General features: G+C 60.1%; 18 protein-coding genes. 7 read left to right on the top strand and 11 right to left on the bottom strand.

All coding sequences use genetic code 11. From position 1 onward, the window contains the following. Positions 1-29: 29 nt before the first annotated feature. From HU762_RS23140 to HU762_RS23110, 7 genes are all read right to left on the bottom strand, one after another. Complete coding sequence (locus tag HU762_RS23140; protein ID WP_186640931.1) at positions 30-524, bottom strand: CS1 type fimbrial major subunit; 495 nt, start codon at positions 522-524, stop codon at positions 30-32. Positions 525-667: 143 nt separating this feature from the next. After that, on the bottom strand, positions 668-1150 hold the full coding sequence (locus HU762_RS23135) for a CS1 type fimbrial major subunit (protein WP_186640929.1): 483 nt from the start codon (positions 1148-1150) through the stop codon (positions 668-670). A 44-nt stretch (positions 1151-1194) separates the two neighbouring features. After that, a complete protein-coding gene (locus HU762_RS23130; RefSeq protein WP_186641003.1) occupies positions 1195-1938 on the bottom strand; it encodes a molecular chaperone in 744 nt (247 codons plus the stop codon). A 61-nt stretch (positions 1939-1999) separates the two neighbouring features. Further along, positions 2000-3235 carry a hypothetical protein gene (locus tag HU762_RS23125; RefSeq protein WP_186640927.1) on the bottom strand — a complete coding sequence of 412 codons (1236 nt, stop codon included), beginning with the start codon at positions 3233-3235 and terminating at the stop codon, positions 2000-2002. A gap of 37 nt (positions 3236-3272) precedes the next feature. Continuing rightward, positions 3273-4514, bottom strand: a complete 1242-nt coding sequence (locus tag HU762_RS23120; RefSeq protein WP_186640925.1) for a hypothetical protein — start codon at positions 4512-4514, stop codon at positions 3273-3275. A gap of 149 nt (positions 4515-4663) precedes the next feature. Beyond that, positions 4664-7195: a CS1-pili formation C-terminal domain-containing protein gene (locus tag HU762_RS23115; RefSeq protein ID WP_186640923.1), complete on the bottom strand. Its 2532-nt coding sequence runs from the start codon at positions 7193-7195 to the stop codon at positions 4664-4666. Positions 7196-7322: 127 nt separating this feature from the next. Beyond that, complete coding sequence (locus HU762_RS23110; protein WP_186640922.1) at positions 7323-7808, bottom strand: CS1 type fimbrial major subunit; 486 nt, start codon at positions 7806-7808, stop codon at positions 7323-7325. Positions 7809-7845: 37 nt separating this feature from the next. Between HU762_RS23110 and HU762_RS23105 the strand changes: the two genes are divergently transcribed. The 5 genes from HU762_RS23105 to purT all read left to right on the top strand — a co-directional run bounded on the left by HU762_RS23105 (position 7846) and on the right by purT (position 11573). Then, the gene (locus tag HU762_RS23105) at positions 7846-8085 is read left to right on the top strand and encodes a hypothetical protein (RefSeq protein ID WP_186640921.1); all 240 of its coding nucleotides are present in this window, start codon (positions 7846-7848) and stop codon (positions 8083-8085) included. Between the two features lie 148 nt (positions 8086-8233). Beyond that, positions 8234-8812 carry a PadR family transcriptional regulator gene (locus HU762_RS23100; protein ID WP_186640920.1) on the top strand — a complete coding sequence of 193 codons (579 nt, stop codon included), beginning with the start codon at positions 8234-8236 and terminating at the stop codon, positions 8810-8812. Beyond that, positions 8809-9600 carry a siderophore-interacting protein gene (locus tag HU762_RS23095; protein ID WP_186640919.1) on the top strand — a complete coding sequence of 264 codons (792 nt, stop codon included), beginning with the start codon at positions 8809-8811 and terminating at the stop codon, positions 9598-9600. The genes HU762_RS23100 and HU762_RS23095 overlap by 4 nt, the downstream gene beginning before the upstream one ends. A 232-nt stretch (positions 9601-9832) precedes the next feature. Then, positions 9833-10300: a preQ0 transporter gene (locus tag HU762_RS23090; RefSeq protein WP_186610917.1), complete on the top strand. Its 468-nt coding sequence runs from the start codon at positions 9833-9835 to the stop codon at positions 10298-10300. Positions 10301-10391: 91 nt separating this feature from the next. Next, positions 10392-11573: a formate-dependent phosphoribosylglycinamide formyltransferase gene (gene purT, locus HU762_RS23085; protein WP_186640918.1), complete on the top strand. Its 1182-nt coding sequence runs from the start codon at positions 10392-10394 to the stop codon at positions 11571-11573. Between the two features lie 297 nt (positions 11574-11870). Here purT and HU762_RS23080 read toward each other — a convergent pair whose 3' ends face one another. Next, complete coding sequence (locus HU762_RS23080) at positions 11871-14285, bottom strand: glucose/quinate/shikimate family membrane-bound PQQ-dependent dehydrogenase (RefSeq protein ID WP_186640917.1); 2415 nt, start codon at positions 14283-14285, stop codon at positions 11871-11873. A gap of 442 nt (positions 14286-14727) precedes the next feature. Here HU762_RS23080 and HU762_RS23075 point away from each other — a divergent pair, with 442 nt between their 5' ends. Then, on the top strand, positions 14728-14958 hold the full coding sequence (locus HU762_RS23075; RefSeq protein WP_003205228.1) for a VF530 family protein: 231 nt from the start codon (positions 14728-14730) through the stop codon (positions 14956-14958). Between the two features lie 51 nt (positions 14959-15009). Next, positions 15010-15606, top strand: coding sequence for a Pr6Pr family membrane protein (locus tag HU762_RS23070; RefSeq protein ID WP_186641001.1), 597 nt, complete (start codon positions 15010-15012; stop codon positions 15604-15606). Between the two features lie 166 nt (positions 15607-15772). Here HU762_RS23070 and HU762_RS23065 read toward each other — a convergent pair whose 3' ends face one another. The 3 genes from HU762_RS23065 to HU762_RS23055 are packed head-to-tail and all read right to left on the bottom strand — an operon-like array spanning position 15773 to position 17119. After that, a complete protein-coding gene (locus HU762_RS23065; RefSeq protein ID WP_186640916.1) occupies positions 15773-15982 on the bottom strand; it encodes a DUF1289 domain-containing protein in 210 nt (69 codons plus the stop codon). Then, entirely contained in the window at positions 15979-16503 is a 525-nt protein-coding gene (locus HU762_RS23060; protein ID WP_186640914.1) for a gamma carbonic anhydrase family protein, read from the bottom strand. The genes HU762_RS23065 and HU762_RS23060 overlap by 4 nt, the downstream gene beginning before the upstream one ends. 16 nt (positions 16504-16519) lie before the next feature. Beyond that, positions 16520-17119 (bottom strand): CoA pyrophosphatase, encoded by a 600-nt coding sequence (locus HU762_RS23055; protein ID WP_186640912.1) that lies wholly within the window; start codon positions 17117-17119, stop codon positions 16520-16522. Positions 17120-17175 lie beyond the last annotated feature (56 nt).

Genomic DNA, 17175 nt, shown 5'->3' with positions numbered 1-17175 from the left:
GCGAGGCGATTTATCCCTCGCCACAAGACTCAGAGCGCTACGCGAGGCACCGCGTCGAAGATGACCGTGAAGTTCCCGGTGTACAGGCCTGGTGGATTCCCATCAAGATATCTGTCGGCGCCAATAACCATCTCCACCTGGGTGCCCGGCGTGGACGTAGCATCATCCACGACCTCCTGAGGGAAGCCGTGCAGGAACTTGTTATTGAATGACACATTGAGGTTAATCTTGGCTGACCCGCTGCTGAGCCAAGCCGGACCTCCCTCGATATAGGCATGCACGGAGCCTTCGGTGTTCTTTACATCATAGGTATGGCGCAAATTTCTTAAACGATCTGTGATGGGATCATATTGCATCACTTCGTCCTTGCCAAACTCCGGATCCCGCGGCTGCACATGAAACTGCTGGTTCGGAATGTTCGCAGTGATATGAATCGCCGCGCGCGCGTCGTCGGCAGCGAATACCAAAGAGCCATTCATGGCACCGGCACCCAACACAGTCGCGCAGAGTAATTTTTTAAGCATGTTTACTTCCTATTGGTCGGATTTTAGACAACGGAAATGCACGCCAGCCAAAAGACCGGCACGCACCTTTAACACTTGGGCCGGCCTTGCAAGCTGGCGGGAACAAGCTCTCATGGAACAAATTACAAACGTCTTCGAAAGCCCTACGGCGCAACGGCATCAAAAACCATATGCACCGTGCCGTAGTAATCTCCCGGCTTGTATTCGTCATCGGGCTTGATGGCGGCAATGATCAACGGCACCTGCCGCCCAGGCCTGGCCTCGTTGGCCGATACCACCTGAGTCGAGTCCAGGCTCAACTCAACGTTGTTGAACGTCACGCGCAAATCAATGCGGTCACGGCCATTGGACAAATACGCCTCTTCCCCCAGGCGTGCGCCGATGGAACCGTTGCTGTTCTTCACCTCGTAGGTCGCCCGCAACGGGCTGAGCTCATTGGTGATAGTGCTGAAAGGCAGGCGTTGCTCACGCTGGACCAGTTGCGGGTCGAGCGGCAGCACATAGAAATCAACCGTCGGGATGGTCACGTAGAGCTCGAAAGTTTCCCGCTCGACTGCTCCCCAGACCGGCCCCCACGGCAGCATCAGGACGGTCAACGCGAGGGGTCTTGCCAGTGTCTTGAACATAGTGATTACCTTTGGCGTCAACGAAGATGCGGCGACGGCAACCGTCACCCCTTGATCTCGACGGTTTTTGTCGCGCCACCCTCGATCAACGTGAAGCGGTATTCACGTCCTGCTTCTTTATCGAAGGAAAAACTACGGCCGGCCATGACGTGATGCTTGGTGGTTGGCCGGCAGTCGTTTTCTTTCTTCGCAACACAATCCTTGAACTCATCGATGATCAACACGCTATTGCCGTTGTTGCGCATCGAATAACGAGCGGCGCTGTCATCGATCACCGTCTCGAAACGGGTATTCTTGGGCCGCACGAAAAACACCGTGCCGTAGCCCGCCAGGACCTTGACTCCCGCCGCCACGCGCTCTTTTTTGTACGCTTCACGTTCCTCTGCACTGACCGCGAACTCGTCCTCGGCTTCCGGCACCACCGGCACGAAACGGACGCGGAAGTAACGCTCCTTGTCGCGGTTGCCCATGAACAGCAACCGCGTACCCTGCATGCCATTGGCCGGGACGATCAGCCGCGCCGGACTGGCCATCAGGCCGTCCTTGGCTGTGGCGCTGGCCTGGTTCTGCAAGGGCACTTCCTGATAGGTGCCGTCCTGGTTATAGATAATTTCCAGGATGTTGACCTTGACGAAAGCCGTGGACGTCCCGCCGTTGAACACGCGTTTCATGTAGGTGCTTTTGTCACCATCGAGGTAGTCGTAGACCACCCCGACACCAATCTGCGGCCCGGCCTGGGCCACGCTGCAAAACAGACAGAATCCGATCCATGCCAATAAATGTTTCATCACTTCTTTAACCTCGTGCATTAAACGCAACTCACTGAATATTGCGGGACCTGAGGGCCGTTCAAACCTCTGAATCCCAGATCACCGTGACGCTGCCAAAATAGGCGCCTGGCTCGCGGTCAAGCATCGCCGCGACACTGCTGCTGCGGATCTGGAAATGCAAAGTGCCTGGCTTGCGATCGATATACCTGACCGGGAGAAACTGAACAGGATTGGCAAAGCCTGAAACAGGCAAATGTCGGCGACTGACCGGTTGCCCGCTGGTATTGGTCAAACCGTCGGGCAGCGTTACGTAGACATCCACCGGGTAGTAGATACCTGACCCAGGTACCGTCATACCGCACTCGGTGCCGGCCATATACCGGCACTGGAGCTTCATGCTGAAAGGTGAAGACGTCGAGATATGGAACGACTGGTCGCGTGACAGCACTGTCGGTTTGCTTCCATTGTTCAACCAGGCTTGCCAACCCTCGCGAGGTTCCAATTCAACCCGGTTTCCTCCCGGTGGAATTTCAACCTTGAGCACGTGCTCGACATCCAAGGTGAAATTGAGCGTGAGCGCCGAGTCATCAGGGACCACGACGTCACCGAAATCAAAATCGCGGCCCGGCCCAATGCCCAACGTCAGCGAGCCCCGGTACTGGCCGCCCGCCATTTTCAAGGGGTTGGGCGTGCGCAGCTCGTAGGCAAAACTCAAGTCCTGATATTTGAATTGGGAAATCAGGTATCGGGACGGTTTCGCACAGACGTCTTCTACCGACGCTCTCCAGAAAAACCACGCGTGCGAAATGCTGGATCCCAGGCTCGTACAGGGCCCCGGGGCGTGCCACCAACTCGAGCCAAATATCATGTTATAGGCGGTTTCCTCACCCACGCCGCCACCGACAATTTCAGTCGCGTTGGGCGTGAGCCCGATGGCCCCGCCTATTCCGACCACGCGCACTTCAACCGCTTCGGTGTGGCCCGTGCCTGAATGGATAACGTCTGCCCTTCGCCAGTTGGCCGGTACTTTCAACATCGCACCTTGGCGGGCATCCTCATGATTGGCCTGGATGGGTCCCCCTGAAGCGCCGGTGCGCAAACTCAGGCTGAATATCCCTGCCGACTGGCACAGCGCAGCGAACTGCACGCAATAACCGGCATTCGGAGTGGTATTGACGAACGTGTTCAGTTGGGGCTTCGAACTATCCGCTCGAAATTGCGCGGTGATGTCCAGCGTCGCGGCATCGACAGGCGGCAGGCAGGCAAAGCAGGCCGCTGAAAGCACACAGCTCGCGATGGTCGGTGTTCCTTTCATGGGTACAACCTCATATTCAGATCCGTTGAATAGACTTTTATACTTCCGAATTCCAGATCACCGTGACGCTACCGGTGTAGGCCTTGGCGCCGCTGTCGAGCATTTGCTCGACGCTGTTGCTGCCAATTTCGAAATGCAGGGTTCCCAACCCGCGATCGACATACAGGCTCGGTTGGAACAGGTGGGTGCCGCTGCCGTCACGCAACAGCGGGCGCCGATTGACGGGTTGGCCGGTGCTGTCGGTCAAGCCGACGGGTAGGCTCACGCTGACGTCCACCGGCACGGCATGACCGGTGCCGGTTTCCGAAACGGCGCAGGTATTGCCGCTGTTTTGTTGGCATTCGAGGGCCATCTTGAAGCGCGAAGAGGCCGATATATGGAAACGTTGGTCACGAAACAACCGCGTCGGTTTACGTCCGCTGTTCAGCCAGGATTGCCAGCCTTCCTGGGGGACCAATTCCACGCGATTGCCGCCGGGAGGCACTTCAACTTTGAGTGCATGCTCGACATTGAGTTTGAAATTGAAGGTGAGCGCAGAATCGCTGGGAAGCATGATGTCGCCCATATCAAAGTCTTGCCCCGGCCCCACGCTATAGTTCAGCGCCCCTGTGTATTGGCCGGACGACATTTTCAACGGGTTGGGTGTACGCAGCTCATAGGCAAAATCCAAATATTCGTAAGTCATACTGGGAATAAGGTAATGGGCCTTTTTTGCGCAGATGCGTTCAACCGGGGTTTTCCAGAAAAAACCGTACCAATTGCTGCCCAGGGGCGCATTACCACCGAACTGACATGGTGATGGGGGATAAAGCCATCTGCTGCTCCATAATTTATTATGAGCTTCCGAATCGCTGACCCCTCCACCTACCAAGTCGACCGCTCTGCGAGGGAGTTTGTACCTGGAACCTATAGCGCTCACGCGCACCTCGACAACTTCGGTCTCGCCCGTACTTTCATGGGTCACTTGCGTGGGTCGCCAATCGCTGGGCACTTTAAACATCGCACCTTGCCGGGCATCTACATGGTTCGCCTCGATAGGGCCGGTCGAACTGAACGTCAGGGGCAACCGAATACTGAACATCGTCTTCCCACACTGCCCTGGGAAGGTTGTGCAGTAGCCACTGACCGGAGTGGTATTAACGAACTTGTTTTCTTGGGGCTTCGAGGGATCAGGCCTGAAGACCGCCGTAATGTCCCTGCTCAAGGCATTGGCCACTGGTGCACAGGCCAACAACAACACCGAGACCACACTGCGCACTGCAACCGATAAGGGTTTCATTTATACAACCTCATACATCAAGACAAGCCACTGCAAATAGGGGGTGAGACATTCATCCTTGGGAGCAAGGCTTGCCCGCGATGCAGGCGCCCCGGTCTTCAGGTGAACTGCGTTATCGTTCATCGCGGGCAAGCTTTGCTTCCAGGGCCTCATGAGCGTTGTTTCGCTCCGACCTCGGCAACCGCCGTATCGGCCAACGTATCCGGCGTGCAACGCAAATCCCCGATCATCAGCACATCGCCTTCACGGCTCGCACTGTCCGGGTCGAGGCGGAAGCGGCAGAACAATTCGTTGCCATAGCGCACTTCCAAGGTCGGCGAACCGGCGTTCATTTCCATCGAGAAGAACCCATCCACCTCACTGATGCCACGGCTGGCGTGGTTGATCACGTGATGGCCCTTTAGGGGTTGCCCCTGGTCATCCAGCAAACGTCCGAGCACGGTGACCGTGCGCATGACCTGAATCCTGCGATAGTCCACGCCACCCTTGTTCAAGTGATACCGGGTACGCGACGGCTCGATGTTGGCCGCCGGTGGATGAACGCCCTCGAAATCGAACGTCACCATGCTGTTCTTGTAAGCGGTGATCGGCACGAAGTTACGGCCGGCGCGCAGCAGGGTGCTGCCACCCGTCAAGTCGTCGGCGCGCAGGGCGACCCCGTCCAAGTCGGTTTCCACGTCGACGATCATGCCCGCGCCGCGCCCTTGGGGTACGCCAGTGATCGCCGCTTTCTGGCCGCCCACGGCTACTGTGCTGGTCAGGTTCAGGCCGCCGGTGAGGTTGTCGTTGTACGACGAGCGCTGGACGAAACCATCGCCGAACAGTGAATCGGTCTCGAAGCTGGCGAGGCCGGACAGGCCCACGCCATAAGTGTCGGCCAGCACCGTGCCGGAAACGCTTTGCAGTACGTGGTCCTCCAGGCTGCGGCGATACGACAGCGAGGCATTGTTGTCCCGCTCGCCATCGCGGGAGGTGCGGGTTCCGATGCTGCCCGACCAATACTCGCCCGGCCCGCCCAAGGCCACGCTGACGCTCAGGTCCAGGCCGCGATTGCGCTTGTCGCCCGTACTCGACGTGCCCGGACGGTCGAACACCGACAGTCGCCAGTTGGCATCGCTGCCGCGCAGTTTGCCGCGCTGGGTCCAGCCCAGGTCTAGCCCGGTGCCCTGGACATTGCCTTCGCTGTAGGCCAGCCGTCCGTTGAGGGAGGTCTTGTTACTCAAGCGATGATTGACCGACAGCGACGAGTTGCTGGTCTGGCCGACGAACACGTTGCGCTGGCGAATACGGGTGCCGTCCGGCAGGGTCTCGTAGGTGTTGCGGGTGTCGAGCCAACTGCGGTTGTGGCTGGCGACGACGCTGCCGTTGCCGTAGCTGTACAGGCCTTGCAAATCCAAGCCGGTGCCGTACTGCTGAGTCTGGTAGACGTTGGCGTACAGGCTGGTGCTGCTGGCGAGCGTCCAGTCCACCGAGGTGCCAACTTGCAATTTATCCTGCACCTGGCGTGTGGAGGCGCCGAGAATCACTCGAGGATGCAGCAGGTAATTGACGCCCAGCCCTGCCGTGTTGAAACCCGAGGGCTGGTCTTCCCAGTTGCTCCAGAGGCGGGTTTCCCGCCCGGCAAACAGGTTATAGCGCCAGCGGTCTTCGGTGCTGTTCCAATTGTTGGGCTTGTAGACAAGCTCTTGGCTGGTGGCGGACGTTTGCCCGTCCTCGACCAGCCGTACTTCAACCTCATAGATGCCCCCGGGCAAGGGCCGGGTGTCCAGGCTCTGCAAGCCCGCGCTGACGGCCTGGGTATTGATCAGCAAGCCGTTGCGATAGATTTCCACCGACGCCTGACGGCTGGCGGTGACATAGATGGGGTAGACGCTGGGTTTGGGATTGTCGATCACCAGGCTGTCGGAACTGCCGTACATTACCCCCAGCGCGGTATCCGGATTGGCGCCGAACGAACGGATCTGCCGATTCAAGCCATCGGAGCTTGGCGTGAAATAACCCAGGCGAAAAAAATTTCCTTCCATTTCCCGTTGTGTATAGAGCTCATGGACGGCGTGGTAAATCTTGTCATCCGGCCCGCCGAGGCGTGAGAGCTGGAGGTCGAGCGACTGGCTCCAGTTGCCCAGGCTGGAACTGGCGTTGAGGCCATAACGTCCGCCGGCGTCCTGTTCCTGGCCGCCATTGATATTGAGTTGGTTATTGAGGATCAGGCCGAGGCTGCCGCCTTCCGGTTGATCGTAGAAACGCTTGGTTTCAGTTGCGCGCTCGACGTCCTGGGTCAGGATCGACACCAATGAGTTTTCGAGGCTGTAGTGCACGGCCAGCAACCCGCCAGTGCAGTTGGTTTCGCACGCGCCCAATGCTTGTCCCTGCTTGAGGCGTTGTTCCCATTGTTCGCGGTCGACGGCTTTTATCGTGCTGTCTTGCGTGTCGGTAAATTCCAGCAGGGTGATGCGATCATCCCGCGTCAAGACCACCATGGCTTCACCGAGATACTGTTGATTGAGTTCAATACGAACCGCGAGAGGCACATCGAAGAAGTGGGCTTCAAACTCCGCCGGCAGGCCCTTGGCCTGGGACAACAGGCTTCTTGGCGTCGTACCGGGGGCGGTTGGCGCGGCCAATACTGTCGCGCACAAACATAGCGCGAGCGCACCTGCGATGGGTGTCATCGGAAACATCAACGGATTCTCATATTCAGCGAGCTATCGGGGCGCTTCAGGTACAGGCCGACCGGCTGGGGAGAACCGGCCGGCCTGCGACAATGCCCGTGGGGATGAGTTGAGACTCACCGGGCACCGAATGGCATCACGGGCGCGGCACGGCGTCGAAGATCACGGTCATGTCGGCGGTGTACAGACCATTCTGGGTAGCCAGAGGCTTGGCCGCGATGATGGTCATGTCAGCCTGGGTACCTGGCGTGGAGGTCGCATCGTCCACCACTTCCTGAGGCGTGGCCGTCAGGGTGATGCCGTTGAAGGCAGTGGTCAGGTCGATGGAGTTGCTGCCGTTGTACAACGCTGCCGGGCCACCTTCGATGTAGGCATGGACCGAACCGTCGGTGTTCCTCACATCGAAGGTCTGGCGCAGCGACGTCAAGGTGCCGCTGACCGTGTTGTAGGTCATGATTTCATCTTTACCGAAGTCTGGGTTGCGCGGCTGCACGTGGAACTGCTGGGTTGGGATGTTCGCGGTGATGTGGATGGAGGAGCGTGCATCATCGACAGCGAACGCCACCGAAGAACCCAGGGTAGCGGCGACCAGGGCAGTACCGGATACGAGTTGTTTGAGCATGTTGTTAACACCTGTTCTTAGCAATAAAGAGAGAAGGTTGAAATTTGCAAACCAAGCGCAACTTGGCTTGCCCTCCAACGCCGAGCATGATCGGCGCTCTTTAACTAAAAAAAAGCAGGCAACTTCCTATGGACTCGTAGTAAATCGCGCATACGAAAGAGCGAAAAATACGCAGCTTTCTGAAAAATTAAAGTTTAGCCGTCAGAAACTTCCCACATTTAAGCCTGCGCGTTTTTCCCCACTGCAAATATATGCCGCTGCACCCCGCACCCATTGAGCATTCATGTAAGGTCGTTCCCTGAGCGGTAATAATCCTCCGCAAGAACAAGATATATCTTAGTTTGCAGAACATCATTAAGCCAAAAGATATATCTTTTAATCAAGCTATATCTTAGTGCTATTTATATGCAGAACGGAGACAGCATATGAACGCCCTTTATTCTCATTCCGACGCTTCCTCCAAACACGAACAAGACGGTTTCGAACGACGTCCCACAGGCTCACGTGGCAGCCGAGCCCCTCGGGTCTTCGCCGCCGGTGACTTGAAAGTGTTGTTGCTGGCGCTGATTGCCGAACAGCCGTGCCACGGCTATGACCTGATCCGCCGGATCGAGTACATGTTCGAGGGCGCCTATAGCCCCAGCCCCGGCGTCATCTACCCGACCCTGGCCTTCCTGGAACTGAACGCCATGATCAGTTGCGGCGTCGAAGATGGAAAAAAGTGCTACAGCGTGACCGATGCCGGACGTCTATCCCTTGAGGAGCAGGCCGAAGCGCTGGATGAGGTGCGTACGCGCATTGAAATCAGCAAGCGCGCGTTGCGCGGCCATGACCGTCCTCCGCAAATCCAGGAAGCGGTGTATAACCTGCGCCATGCCTTGCAAAAGCATCATGGCCACTGGAGCCCGGAAGAAATCCAGCGAGTGCGCGACCTGCTCGACGCCACCGCCAAAGCCATCATCGACGGCCCCGACCGTCCCCCTGTTTTGGAGTCAAGCCAATGACCGAAGTCGATCCAAACACCATTCACCGTGTCAGCCACGAGATCAAGCGCCGTCGCCTGCAAGTGTTGCGGGTCGAGGACCTGACCCCACGCATGCGCCGCATCACCGTCGGCGGGCCGGAGCTGGCCGGGTTCGTCAGCCTGGGCACGGACGATCACGTGAAGTTGCTGTTCCCGCAGAACGCCGAGGAACAGGCCGCCCTGGAACACTTCAGCCCCAGCCCCAGCATCGACAAGGCCCAGGGCCCGATGCCCCCGATGCGCGACTACACCCCGCGCCGCTACGACCTGGACACCCTGGAACTGGACATCGATTTCGTGCTCCATGGCGACGGCCCGGCCGCGACCTGGGCGGCCCAGGCGGCGCCAGGGCAATCCCTCTACATCGCCGGGCCACGGGGCTCGATGATCGTGCCGGACATCTTCGACAGCTACCTGCTGATCGGCGATGAAACCGCCCTGCCCGCCATCGCCCGCCGCCTCGAAGGCCTGGCACCCAACCGGCGGGCCCTGGTGGTGGTGGAAGTGGAAAACGGCGCCGAGCAGCAGATTCTCCAGAGCCCGGCGCAGGTGCATGTGATCTGGGTATTGCGTGAAGGCCGCCAGGACAACCTGCTGCGCACCGTGCAACAGCTGGACATGCCCGGCGGTAAGCTGTACGCCTGGGTCGCGACCGAGAGCAAGGTGTCGCGGCAGATTCGCAAGGTGTTGCTGGAGGAGAAAGGCCTGGACCAGGACTTTGTGAAGGCGGTGGGGTACTGGAAGCTGGATGACAGCGAGGAAGATTGAGGGACTGGCGGTGGCTGAAGTACCCTGCATCCACTGACACCGCCAACCTCCTGTGGTGAGGGGATTTATCCCCGCTGGGCTGCGAAGCAGCCCTAAAACCAGACAACTCGTTGGATCAGACAGATTGGGGTGACTGTTCTAAGGGGGCTGCTGCGCAGCCCAGCGGGGATAAATCCCCTCGCCACAACTAAGCCTCTCACCAGCCGTTGCTCGGCATTTACCAGGTGTCCCCATGCTTTTCCTGCTCGCCTACATCAGCAGCGTCGTGCTGATCAACTTCGCGTTTTCCGCCGCGCCGCACCTGGACATCATCTGGTCGGCCTGGGGCGGCCTGGTGTTTATCCTGCGGGACATGGTGCAGACGCGTTTCGGTCATGGCGCCATCGTGGCGATGCTGGCGGCGCTGGTGTTGTCCTATGTCACCTCGGACCCGACCATTGCCCTGGCCAGCGCCACGGCGTTCGCGGTGTCCGAGTGCATCGACTGGCTGGTGTTCACGATCACCAAGCGCCCGCTCCATGACCGGTTGTGGATCAGTTCGGCCCTGAGCATCCCCATCGACACGTTCATTTTCTTCGGCCTGATCGACGCCCTCACGCCCGCCGTGGTGATCACTGCCCTGCTCTCGAAATTCGCCGGGGTGACGGCCGTTTGGCTGATCATGGCCTGGCGTCTGCGCAAACAGGCCATCGCCGGCTGACGCGGTTCATGTAAAATGCCGCGCTTTCTCCCCATGGGAAGCACGCCCGGCGCGCGCCCCCGATGACCTGCTCCTGTTTGAGGACCTTCAGATGACCCGTATCGGAACCCCATTGTCGCCCACCGCGACCCGCGTTTTGTTGTGTGGCAGCGGCGAGCTGGGCAAGGAAGTGGTAATCGAACTGCAGCGCCTGGGCGTCGAGGTGATTGCCGTGGATCGCTACGCCAACGCGCCGGCCATGCAAGTGGCCCACCGCAGCCATGTGATCAACATGCTCGACGGCGCCGCCCTGCGTGCGGTGATCGAGGCCGAGAAGCCGCATTTCATCGTGCCGGAAATCGAAGCCATCGCCACCGCCACCCTGGTGGAACTGGAAGCCGAAGGCTTCACCGTGATCCCTACGGCTCGCGCCGCGCAGTTGACCATGAACCGCGAAGGCATCCGTCGCCTGGCCGCCGAAGAACTGGGCCTGCCGACCTCGCCATACTTCTTCGCCGACACCGTGGAGGACTACCGCAAGGCCGTCGAGACCCTGGGTTTCCCCTGCGTGGTCAAGCCGGTGATGAGTTCCTCGGGCAAAGGCCAGAGCCTGCTGCGCAGCGTCGATGACGTGCAGAAAGCCTGGGATTACGCCCAGGAAGGCGGCCGCGCCGGCAAGGGCCGCGTCATCATCGAAGGGTTCATCGACTTCGACTATGAAATCACCCTGCTCACCGTGCGCCATGTCGGCGGCACCACGTTCTGCGCACCGGTCGGCCATCGCCAGGAGAAAGGCGATTATCAGGAATCCTGGCAGCCTCAGGCCATGAGCCCGGTGGCCCTGGCCGAATCCGAACGCGTCGCCAAGGCGGTGACCGAGGCCCTGGGTGGTCGCGGCCTGTTTGGCGTCGAGCTGTTCATCAAGGGCGATCAAGTGTGGTTCAGCGAAGTCTCGCCGCGCCCCCACGACACCGGCCTGGTGACGCTGATTTCCCAGGACCTGTCGCAGTTCGCCCTGCACGCCCGCGCCATTCTCGGCCTGCCGATCCCGCTGATCCGCCAGTTCGGCCCGTCGGCTTCGGCGGTGATCCTGGTGGAAGGCCAGTCGACCCAGACCGCGTTCGCCAACCTCGGCGCCGCCCTGAGCGAGCCAGACACCGCCCTGCGCCTGTTCGGCAAGCCGGAAGTCAACGGCCAACGCCGCCTGGGCGTGGCCTTGGCCCGGGATGAGTCCATCGAAGCGGCCCGCGCCAAGGCGACCCGGGCTTCCCAGGCGGTCAAGATCGAACTGTAAAACCCCAAGGCTAAGCACAAGTCCAAAGCTGAGCACGATCCCCTGTGGCGAGGGAGCTTGCTCCCGCTGGATGCGTCAGCATCCCCTGCGGTGGGATGGCTGGCAAAGCAGGGGGCCGCTTCGCAGCCCAGCGGGAGCAAGCTCCCTCGCCACAAAAGCTCAGAAGCTCAGAAGCTCAACAGCTCAATAGCTCAATAGCTCAATAGCTCAAAGGCTTGCGTTCACAGAGACTCCCCGCTGCTAAAAAAAAGGCGACACCCGCAAGGGTGTCGCCTTTTTCATGAGCGCCGCTCGGGTTTAATCCGGCAGCTTGTAGGCAATCACATAGTCACCCTGCTTGGTGCCCAGGGAACCATGACCACCGGCAACGACCAGCACGTATTGCTTGCCGTCCTTGCCGGTGTAGGTCATCGGCGTGGTCTGGGCGCCGGCGGGCAGGCGGCCTTCCCACAGTTGCTTGCCGTTCTTCACGTCGTAGGCGCGCAGGTACTGGTCCAGCGTACCGCTCAGGAACGCCAGGCCGCTGGCGGTGGTGAACGTGCCGCCCAGGCTTGGTACACCCATGCTCAGCGGGATAGGTACCGGCGAGCTATCACGCACGGTGCCGTTCTTGTGCTTCCACAGGGTCTTGTTGTTGGTCAGGTCGACTGCCGCGACATAACCCCACGCAGGCGCTTGGCATGGCAGGCCCATGGGCGAGAGCAGCGCTTCGAGGATCACGCCATACGGCGCGCCTTTGTTCGGCTGCACGCCTTCGGTTTCGCTCTTGCGACCCGGACCACCAGCCACTTCGGCCGCCGGCACCAGTTTCGACTTGAATGCCATGTAGCTCGGGTTGACGAAGGCGATCTGGCGCACCGGATCCACCGAAATGCCGCCCCAGTCGAATACGCCGAAGTTGCCTGGGTAGACGATCGACCCTTGCAGCGACGGCGGTGTGAACATGCCGTCATAACGCAGCGACTTGAAGTCGATCCGGCACAGCATCTGGTCGAACGGGGTCACACCCCACATGTCGCGCTCTTTAAGGACCGGCGGCACGAAATTCAGGTCGGACATCGGTTGGGTCGGCGAGGTGAAGTCGCCTTCCACCGCGCCTTGCGGCACCGGGACTTCCTTGATCGGCACGATCGGCTGGCCGTTGCTGCGGTCCAGCACGTAGATGCTGCCCTGTTTGGTCGAGGCCAATACGGCGGGTTTCACGCCGTCTGCGGTCTTCATGTCCATCAGGGTCGGTTGACCGCCAACGTCCATGTCCCACAGGTCGTGGTGGGTGAACTGGAAGTACCAGCGCACTTTACCGGTGGCGATGTCGAGGGCGGTCAGGCCGGCAGCGTACTTTTCCGATTCCGGTGTGCGGAATCCGCCGAACTGGTCGGGAGTCTGGTTGCCCATCGGCAGATAGAGCATGCCGAGTTTTTCATCGACGCTGAACATGGACCACATGTTCGGCGAGTTGCGGGTGTAAGTCTGGCCTTCGGCAATTGGCGTGGTGTCGTCCGGGTTGCCGCTGTCCCAGTTCCACACCAGCTTGCCGGTGTGCACGTCGTAGGCGCGAATCACACCGCTTGGCTCGTCGGTGGAGACGTTATCGGTGACGTGGCCGCCGATCACCACCAGGTTCTGGGTGACTGCCGGAGGCGAGGTGGAGTAGTAACCGCCGGCCGTGAAGCCGCCGATGTTGGCGGTCAGGTCGACCTGGCCCTTGTCGCCGAAGTCTTCGCACATCTTGCCGGTGTCGGCGTTGAGGGCGATCAGGCGGGTGTCGGCGGTCGGCAGGAAAATCCGCCGTGGGCACACGGTGCTGGCCGGCGTGTTGCTGGCGGTGCCGGTCGGGCTCTGCTCGGCGGAGGCGTAGACGGCGTCATCGTGGTAGGTCACGCCGCGGCAGGTCATGTGCGCCCAGCCCTTGAAGTTTTCCGCTTTTTGCGTGGAAAGCTTCGGATCGAAACGCCAGATTTCCTTGCCGGTCTCAGGTTCCAGGGCAATCACCTGGCTGTGAGGCGTGCACACGTAGAGCATGCCATTGACTTTCAGCGGGGTGTTTTCGGCGGTGGTTTCACCCGGGTCGTTCGGCCCTGGCAGGTCGCCAGTGCGATAAGACCAAGCTTCCTTCAGCTTGCCGACGTTCTCGGGAGTGATCTGCGCCAGCGGCGAATAGCGGTCGCCATGGGCGCTGCGCCCGTAGGAATTCCAGTCGCCGTCCGGCATGGCCGGTGCGGTATTGGTCATGCCCGGCACGCTGTCGCGGTCCAGTTGGCCCTTGATTTCACCAGGGTTGGTGAATTGGCTGGCGAGCGCGGCGATACCGGCGATGACCACGGCAGCGCCCAAGGCACGGGTGCCCATCGGCGAAGCGTCGGTGGTCAGCAGCGGGCGGCGGAACCATGGCAGGAGCATGACGATGCCCAAGGCAAACAGCATCGCCAGGCGCGGCACCAGTTGCCACCAGTCCAGGCCCACTTCCCACAGCGCCCAGACCGTACTGGCGAACAACACCAGGGCGTACAGCCCCAGCGCCGCGCGACGCGCCATGATCAGCAGCACGCCCGTCAACGCCAGGCCGATGCCGGCCAGCAGGTAATACCACGAGCCGCCAAGCGTGCTCAGCTTGACTCCCCCGGCCAACAGGGCCAGGCCCATCAATAGAAGCAGAATGCCGAGCAGGCTCGGTAACAGACGGCTTCGACTCAAAGCACCCTCAGTGCTCATAGCGTGTTTCTCCGTGACGTTTAAAAAAAGTCCCGCGCAAGTTGTCACTTTAGATGACGATCCTTCGGAGGCATGGTTCAGTTAAAAAAAGCAAATTCCACTGCCACGCTCATCTGGGAGAACGAGAGCCCCGACGGCCACTCACGCTGAGACAGCGCTGTCTATCCTGGTGCCAAAGCGCGGGAGTTGTGGGATCGTCCAGTAGGGATGCGTGGGATGCGGAGGCTCTGGCACGCAAGAAGAAGCGTTTCAGCAGGCGGCGCAAGGATAATGACCTGTCATCAATAGAGAAAGAGCTTTTGTTGACATGGATCCTTTCGGTTTCGGTAACAGTGTGCCAAGCGGCTACCCCTCTCAGGCGAGCCGATGAAGGCAATGCTTCCCCCCAAACAGCACCTCGGCTAAGGTGCGCGGCTTTACAGCCTTTTCGCGCAGGCCTGCCATGACCGAACCGAACAACAACCCGCTGCACGGCGTCACGCTGGAGCAGATCCTCAACGCCTTGGTCCAGCATTATGAATGGTCGGGCCTGGCCGAACGCATCGACATCCGTTGCTTCAAGAGCGACCCGAGCATCAAGTCGAGCCTGACTTTCCTGCGCAAGACGCCCTGGGCGCGAGAGAAAGTCGAGCGCCTTTACATCAAGCTGATGCGCACTAAACGGCCGGTCTGAATCGTGAGCAGGCGAACCGGTTTCGTGGCGACGCTGGCCTTGCTTGGCTGGATGGGATTGAGCATCCAGCTTTACCTGATCCTGCTCGGTCGCTGGGAATTGGGCGCGAGCCTGTTGGGCGGGCTGGTGAACTTCTTGAGTTTCTTCACGGTGCTGACTAATACCCTGGCAGCCGTGGTGCTGACCTGGGAACTGACTCGCCGCGAGTCAGCGGCACGGCGCTGGTTTCTGCGGCCTGCGGTTCGCAGCGGCATTGCCGTGAGCATCGCCCTGGTCGGCCTGGCCTATAACCTGCTGCTGCGTCACCTCTGGCAACCCGAAGGCTGGCAATTCGTCGCCGATGAACTGCTGCACGACGTGATGCCCGTGCTGTTCCTCATCTATTGGTGGCGGTGTGTGCCCAAAGGCACCCTGCGTCTGGGCCATATCGGGCTTTGGGTGATTTATCCGCTGGTGTACTTCGGCTACGTCCTGTTTCGCGGGGATTTACTCGCGGCCTATCCCTACCCCTTCATTGACGTGGCGAACCTGGGTTATCCACAGGTGTTCGTCAATGCCGGGGGAATATTGGCGGGGTTTGTCGGGATTGCGCTGGGGGTGGTGGGATTGGATCGGTGGTTGGGGCGACGGTCGGTTGAAGCCTTGTGAGATGCCCTTGTGGCGAGGGAGCTTGCTCCCGCTGGGCTGCGCAGCAGCCCCTCTTAACAGCCACTCTGTTTTCCTGACACACCCGGGAGCCTGATTTTTGGGCTGCTGCGCAGCCCAGCGGGAGCAAGCTCCCTCGCCACAGGGATTTTGTGTTCACAAGTGGATATCAGCGCCTTACCGGCAGCATCCACACCAATCCACTGGCCTTGGCCCGCTCATGACACAGCGCCAGGACCCCACGCCGTTCATCGTTATCCATGCGGCTCCAGAGGGTGATCTCCGCCACGGTGCGCTGGCAGCCGGTGCAGATGTCGTCATCGTCCAGCGCGCAGATGTTTACGCAGGGCGAGGGAACCGGGCGTTCGGGCGTGTTCATTGTTCCTGCTCGGCCAAGTCGCGGGCATAGCGCTGCGAATTGTGCACATAGTGCGCGGCACTGGCTTCGAGCATTTTCTTCTGCGCCTCGGTCAGCTCTCGCACCACCTTGCCCGGCGAGCCCATCACCAGCGAACCGTCGGGAATCTCCTTGTTCTCGCCGATCAGCGAGTTGGCGCCGATGATGCAGTTCTTGCCAATCTTCGCGCCGTTGAGAATCACCGCGTTGATGCCGATGAGGCTGTAGTCGCCCACCGTGCAGCCGTGAAGCATGGCGTTGTGGCCGATAGTCACGCCGGTGCCGATGGTCAGCGGATAGCCCATGTCCGTGTGCATCACGGTACCGTCCTGCACGTTGCTGTTCTTGCCGATCAGGATCAACTCGTTGTCGCCACGCAGCACGGCGTTGAACCAGACGTTGGCGCCCTCTTCGAGGCGAACCTTGCCCACCAACGTGGCGTTGGGGGCAACCCAGCTCTGCGGGTGAGTTTCAACACGGGCATCGCCCAGGCGGTATTTCATGAAAGTCCTCGGGGTGTCAGGTATTGATGAAGCTCTTGGGTGGCGTGTGCAAGTCGATATCGGCGTCGTACAGCAGGTTGACCAGTTCCACGATCATGATTGCCGTCAGGCCCCAGATCTTGTATTCGCCGAACCGGTAGCTGGGTACGTACCAACTGCATCCCTGATAATCGATGCGGTGGGTGTGTTCGCGCGGATCCTTGCGGAAGAACTCCAGCGGCACACTGAACACCGCGGCGATCTCGGCGTCGTTGGCCTGGTACTCGACGTAATCCGGAATCACGCCGACGTACGGCGTGACTTTGATTCCGTGCAGGGAAATCAGCGGGCTGAGGGGGCCAATCACTTCCACCAGGCCGGGCGGCAGGCCGATCTCTTCCTCTGCTTCGCGCAGGGCTGTGAAGATCAGGTCAGGGTCTTCCGGATCTCGGCGTCCGCCGGGGAACGCCACTTCGCCGCCATGGGTCGATAACCCGCTGGCGCGCAATGTGAGGACCAGTTCCGGCTCGCCGCTGCGGGTAATCGGCACCAGCACCGCTGCTTCCGGGAAGCGCCGATCGGTCTCCAGATCGCGTGGGGTATGGTTGCTTACTCGATGCAGTAGCTCGTCCAGCATGAGACTTCTCGATTTATTCGCTACCTAGCATCATGCACCAATCACGCAAGCGGCCC

The sequence above is a fragment of the Pseudomonas sp. SWRI92 genome, assembly GCF_014268685.1.
Taxonomy (GTDB): Bacteria; Pseudomonadota; Gammaproteobacteria; order Pseudomonadales; family Pseudomonadaceae; genus Aquipseudomonas; species Aquipseudomonas marvdashtae.
The sequence above is the reverse complement of the archived record's forward strand: the minus strand, read 5'-3'. Positions and strand labels throughout refer to the sequence as shown.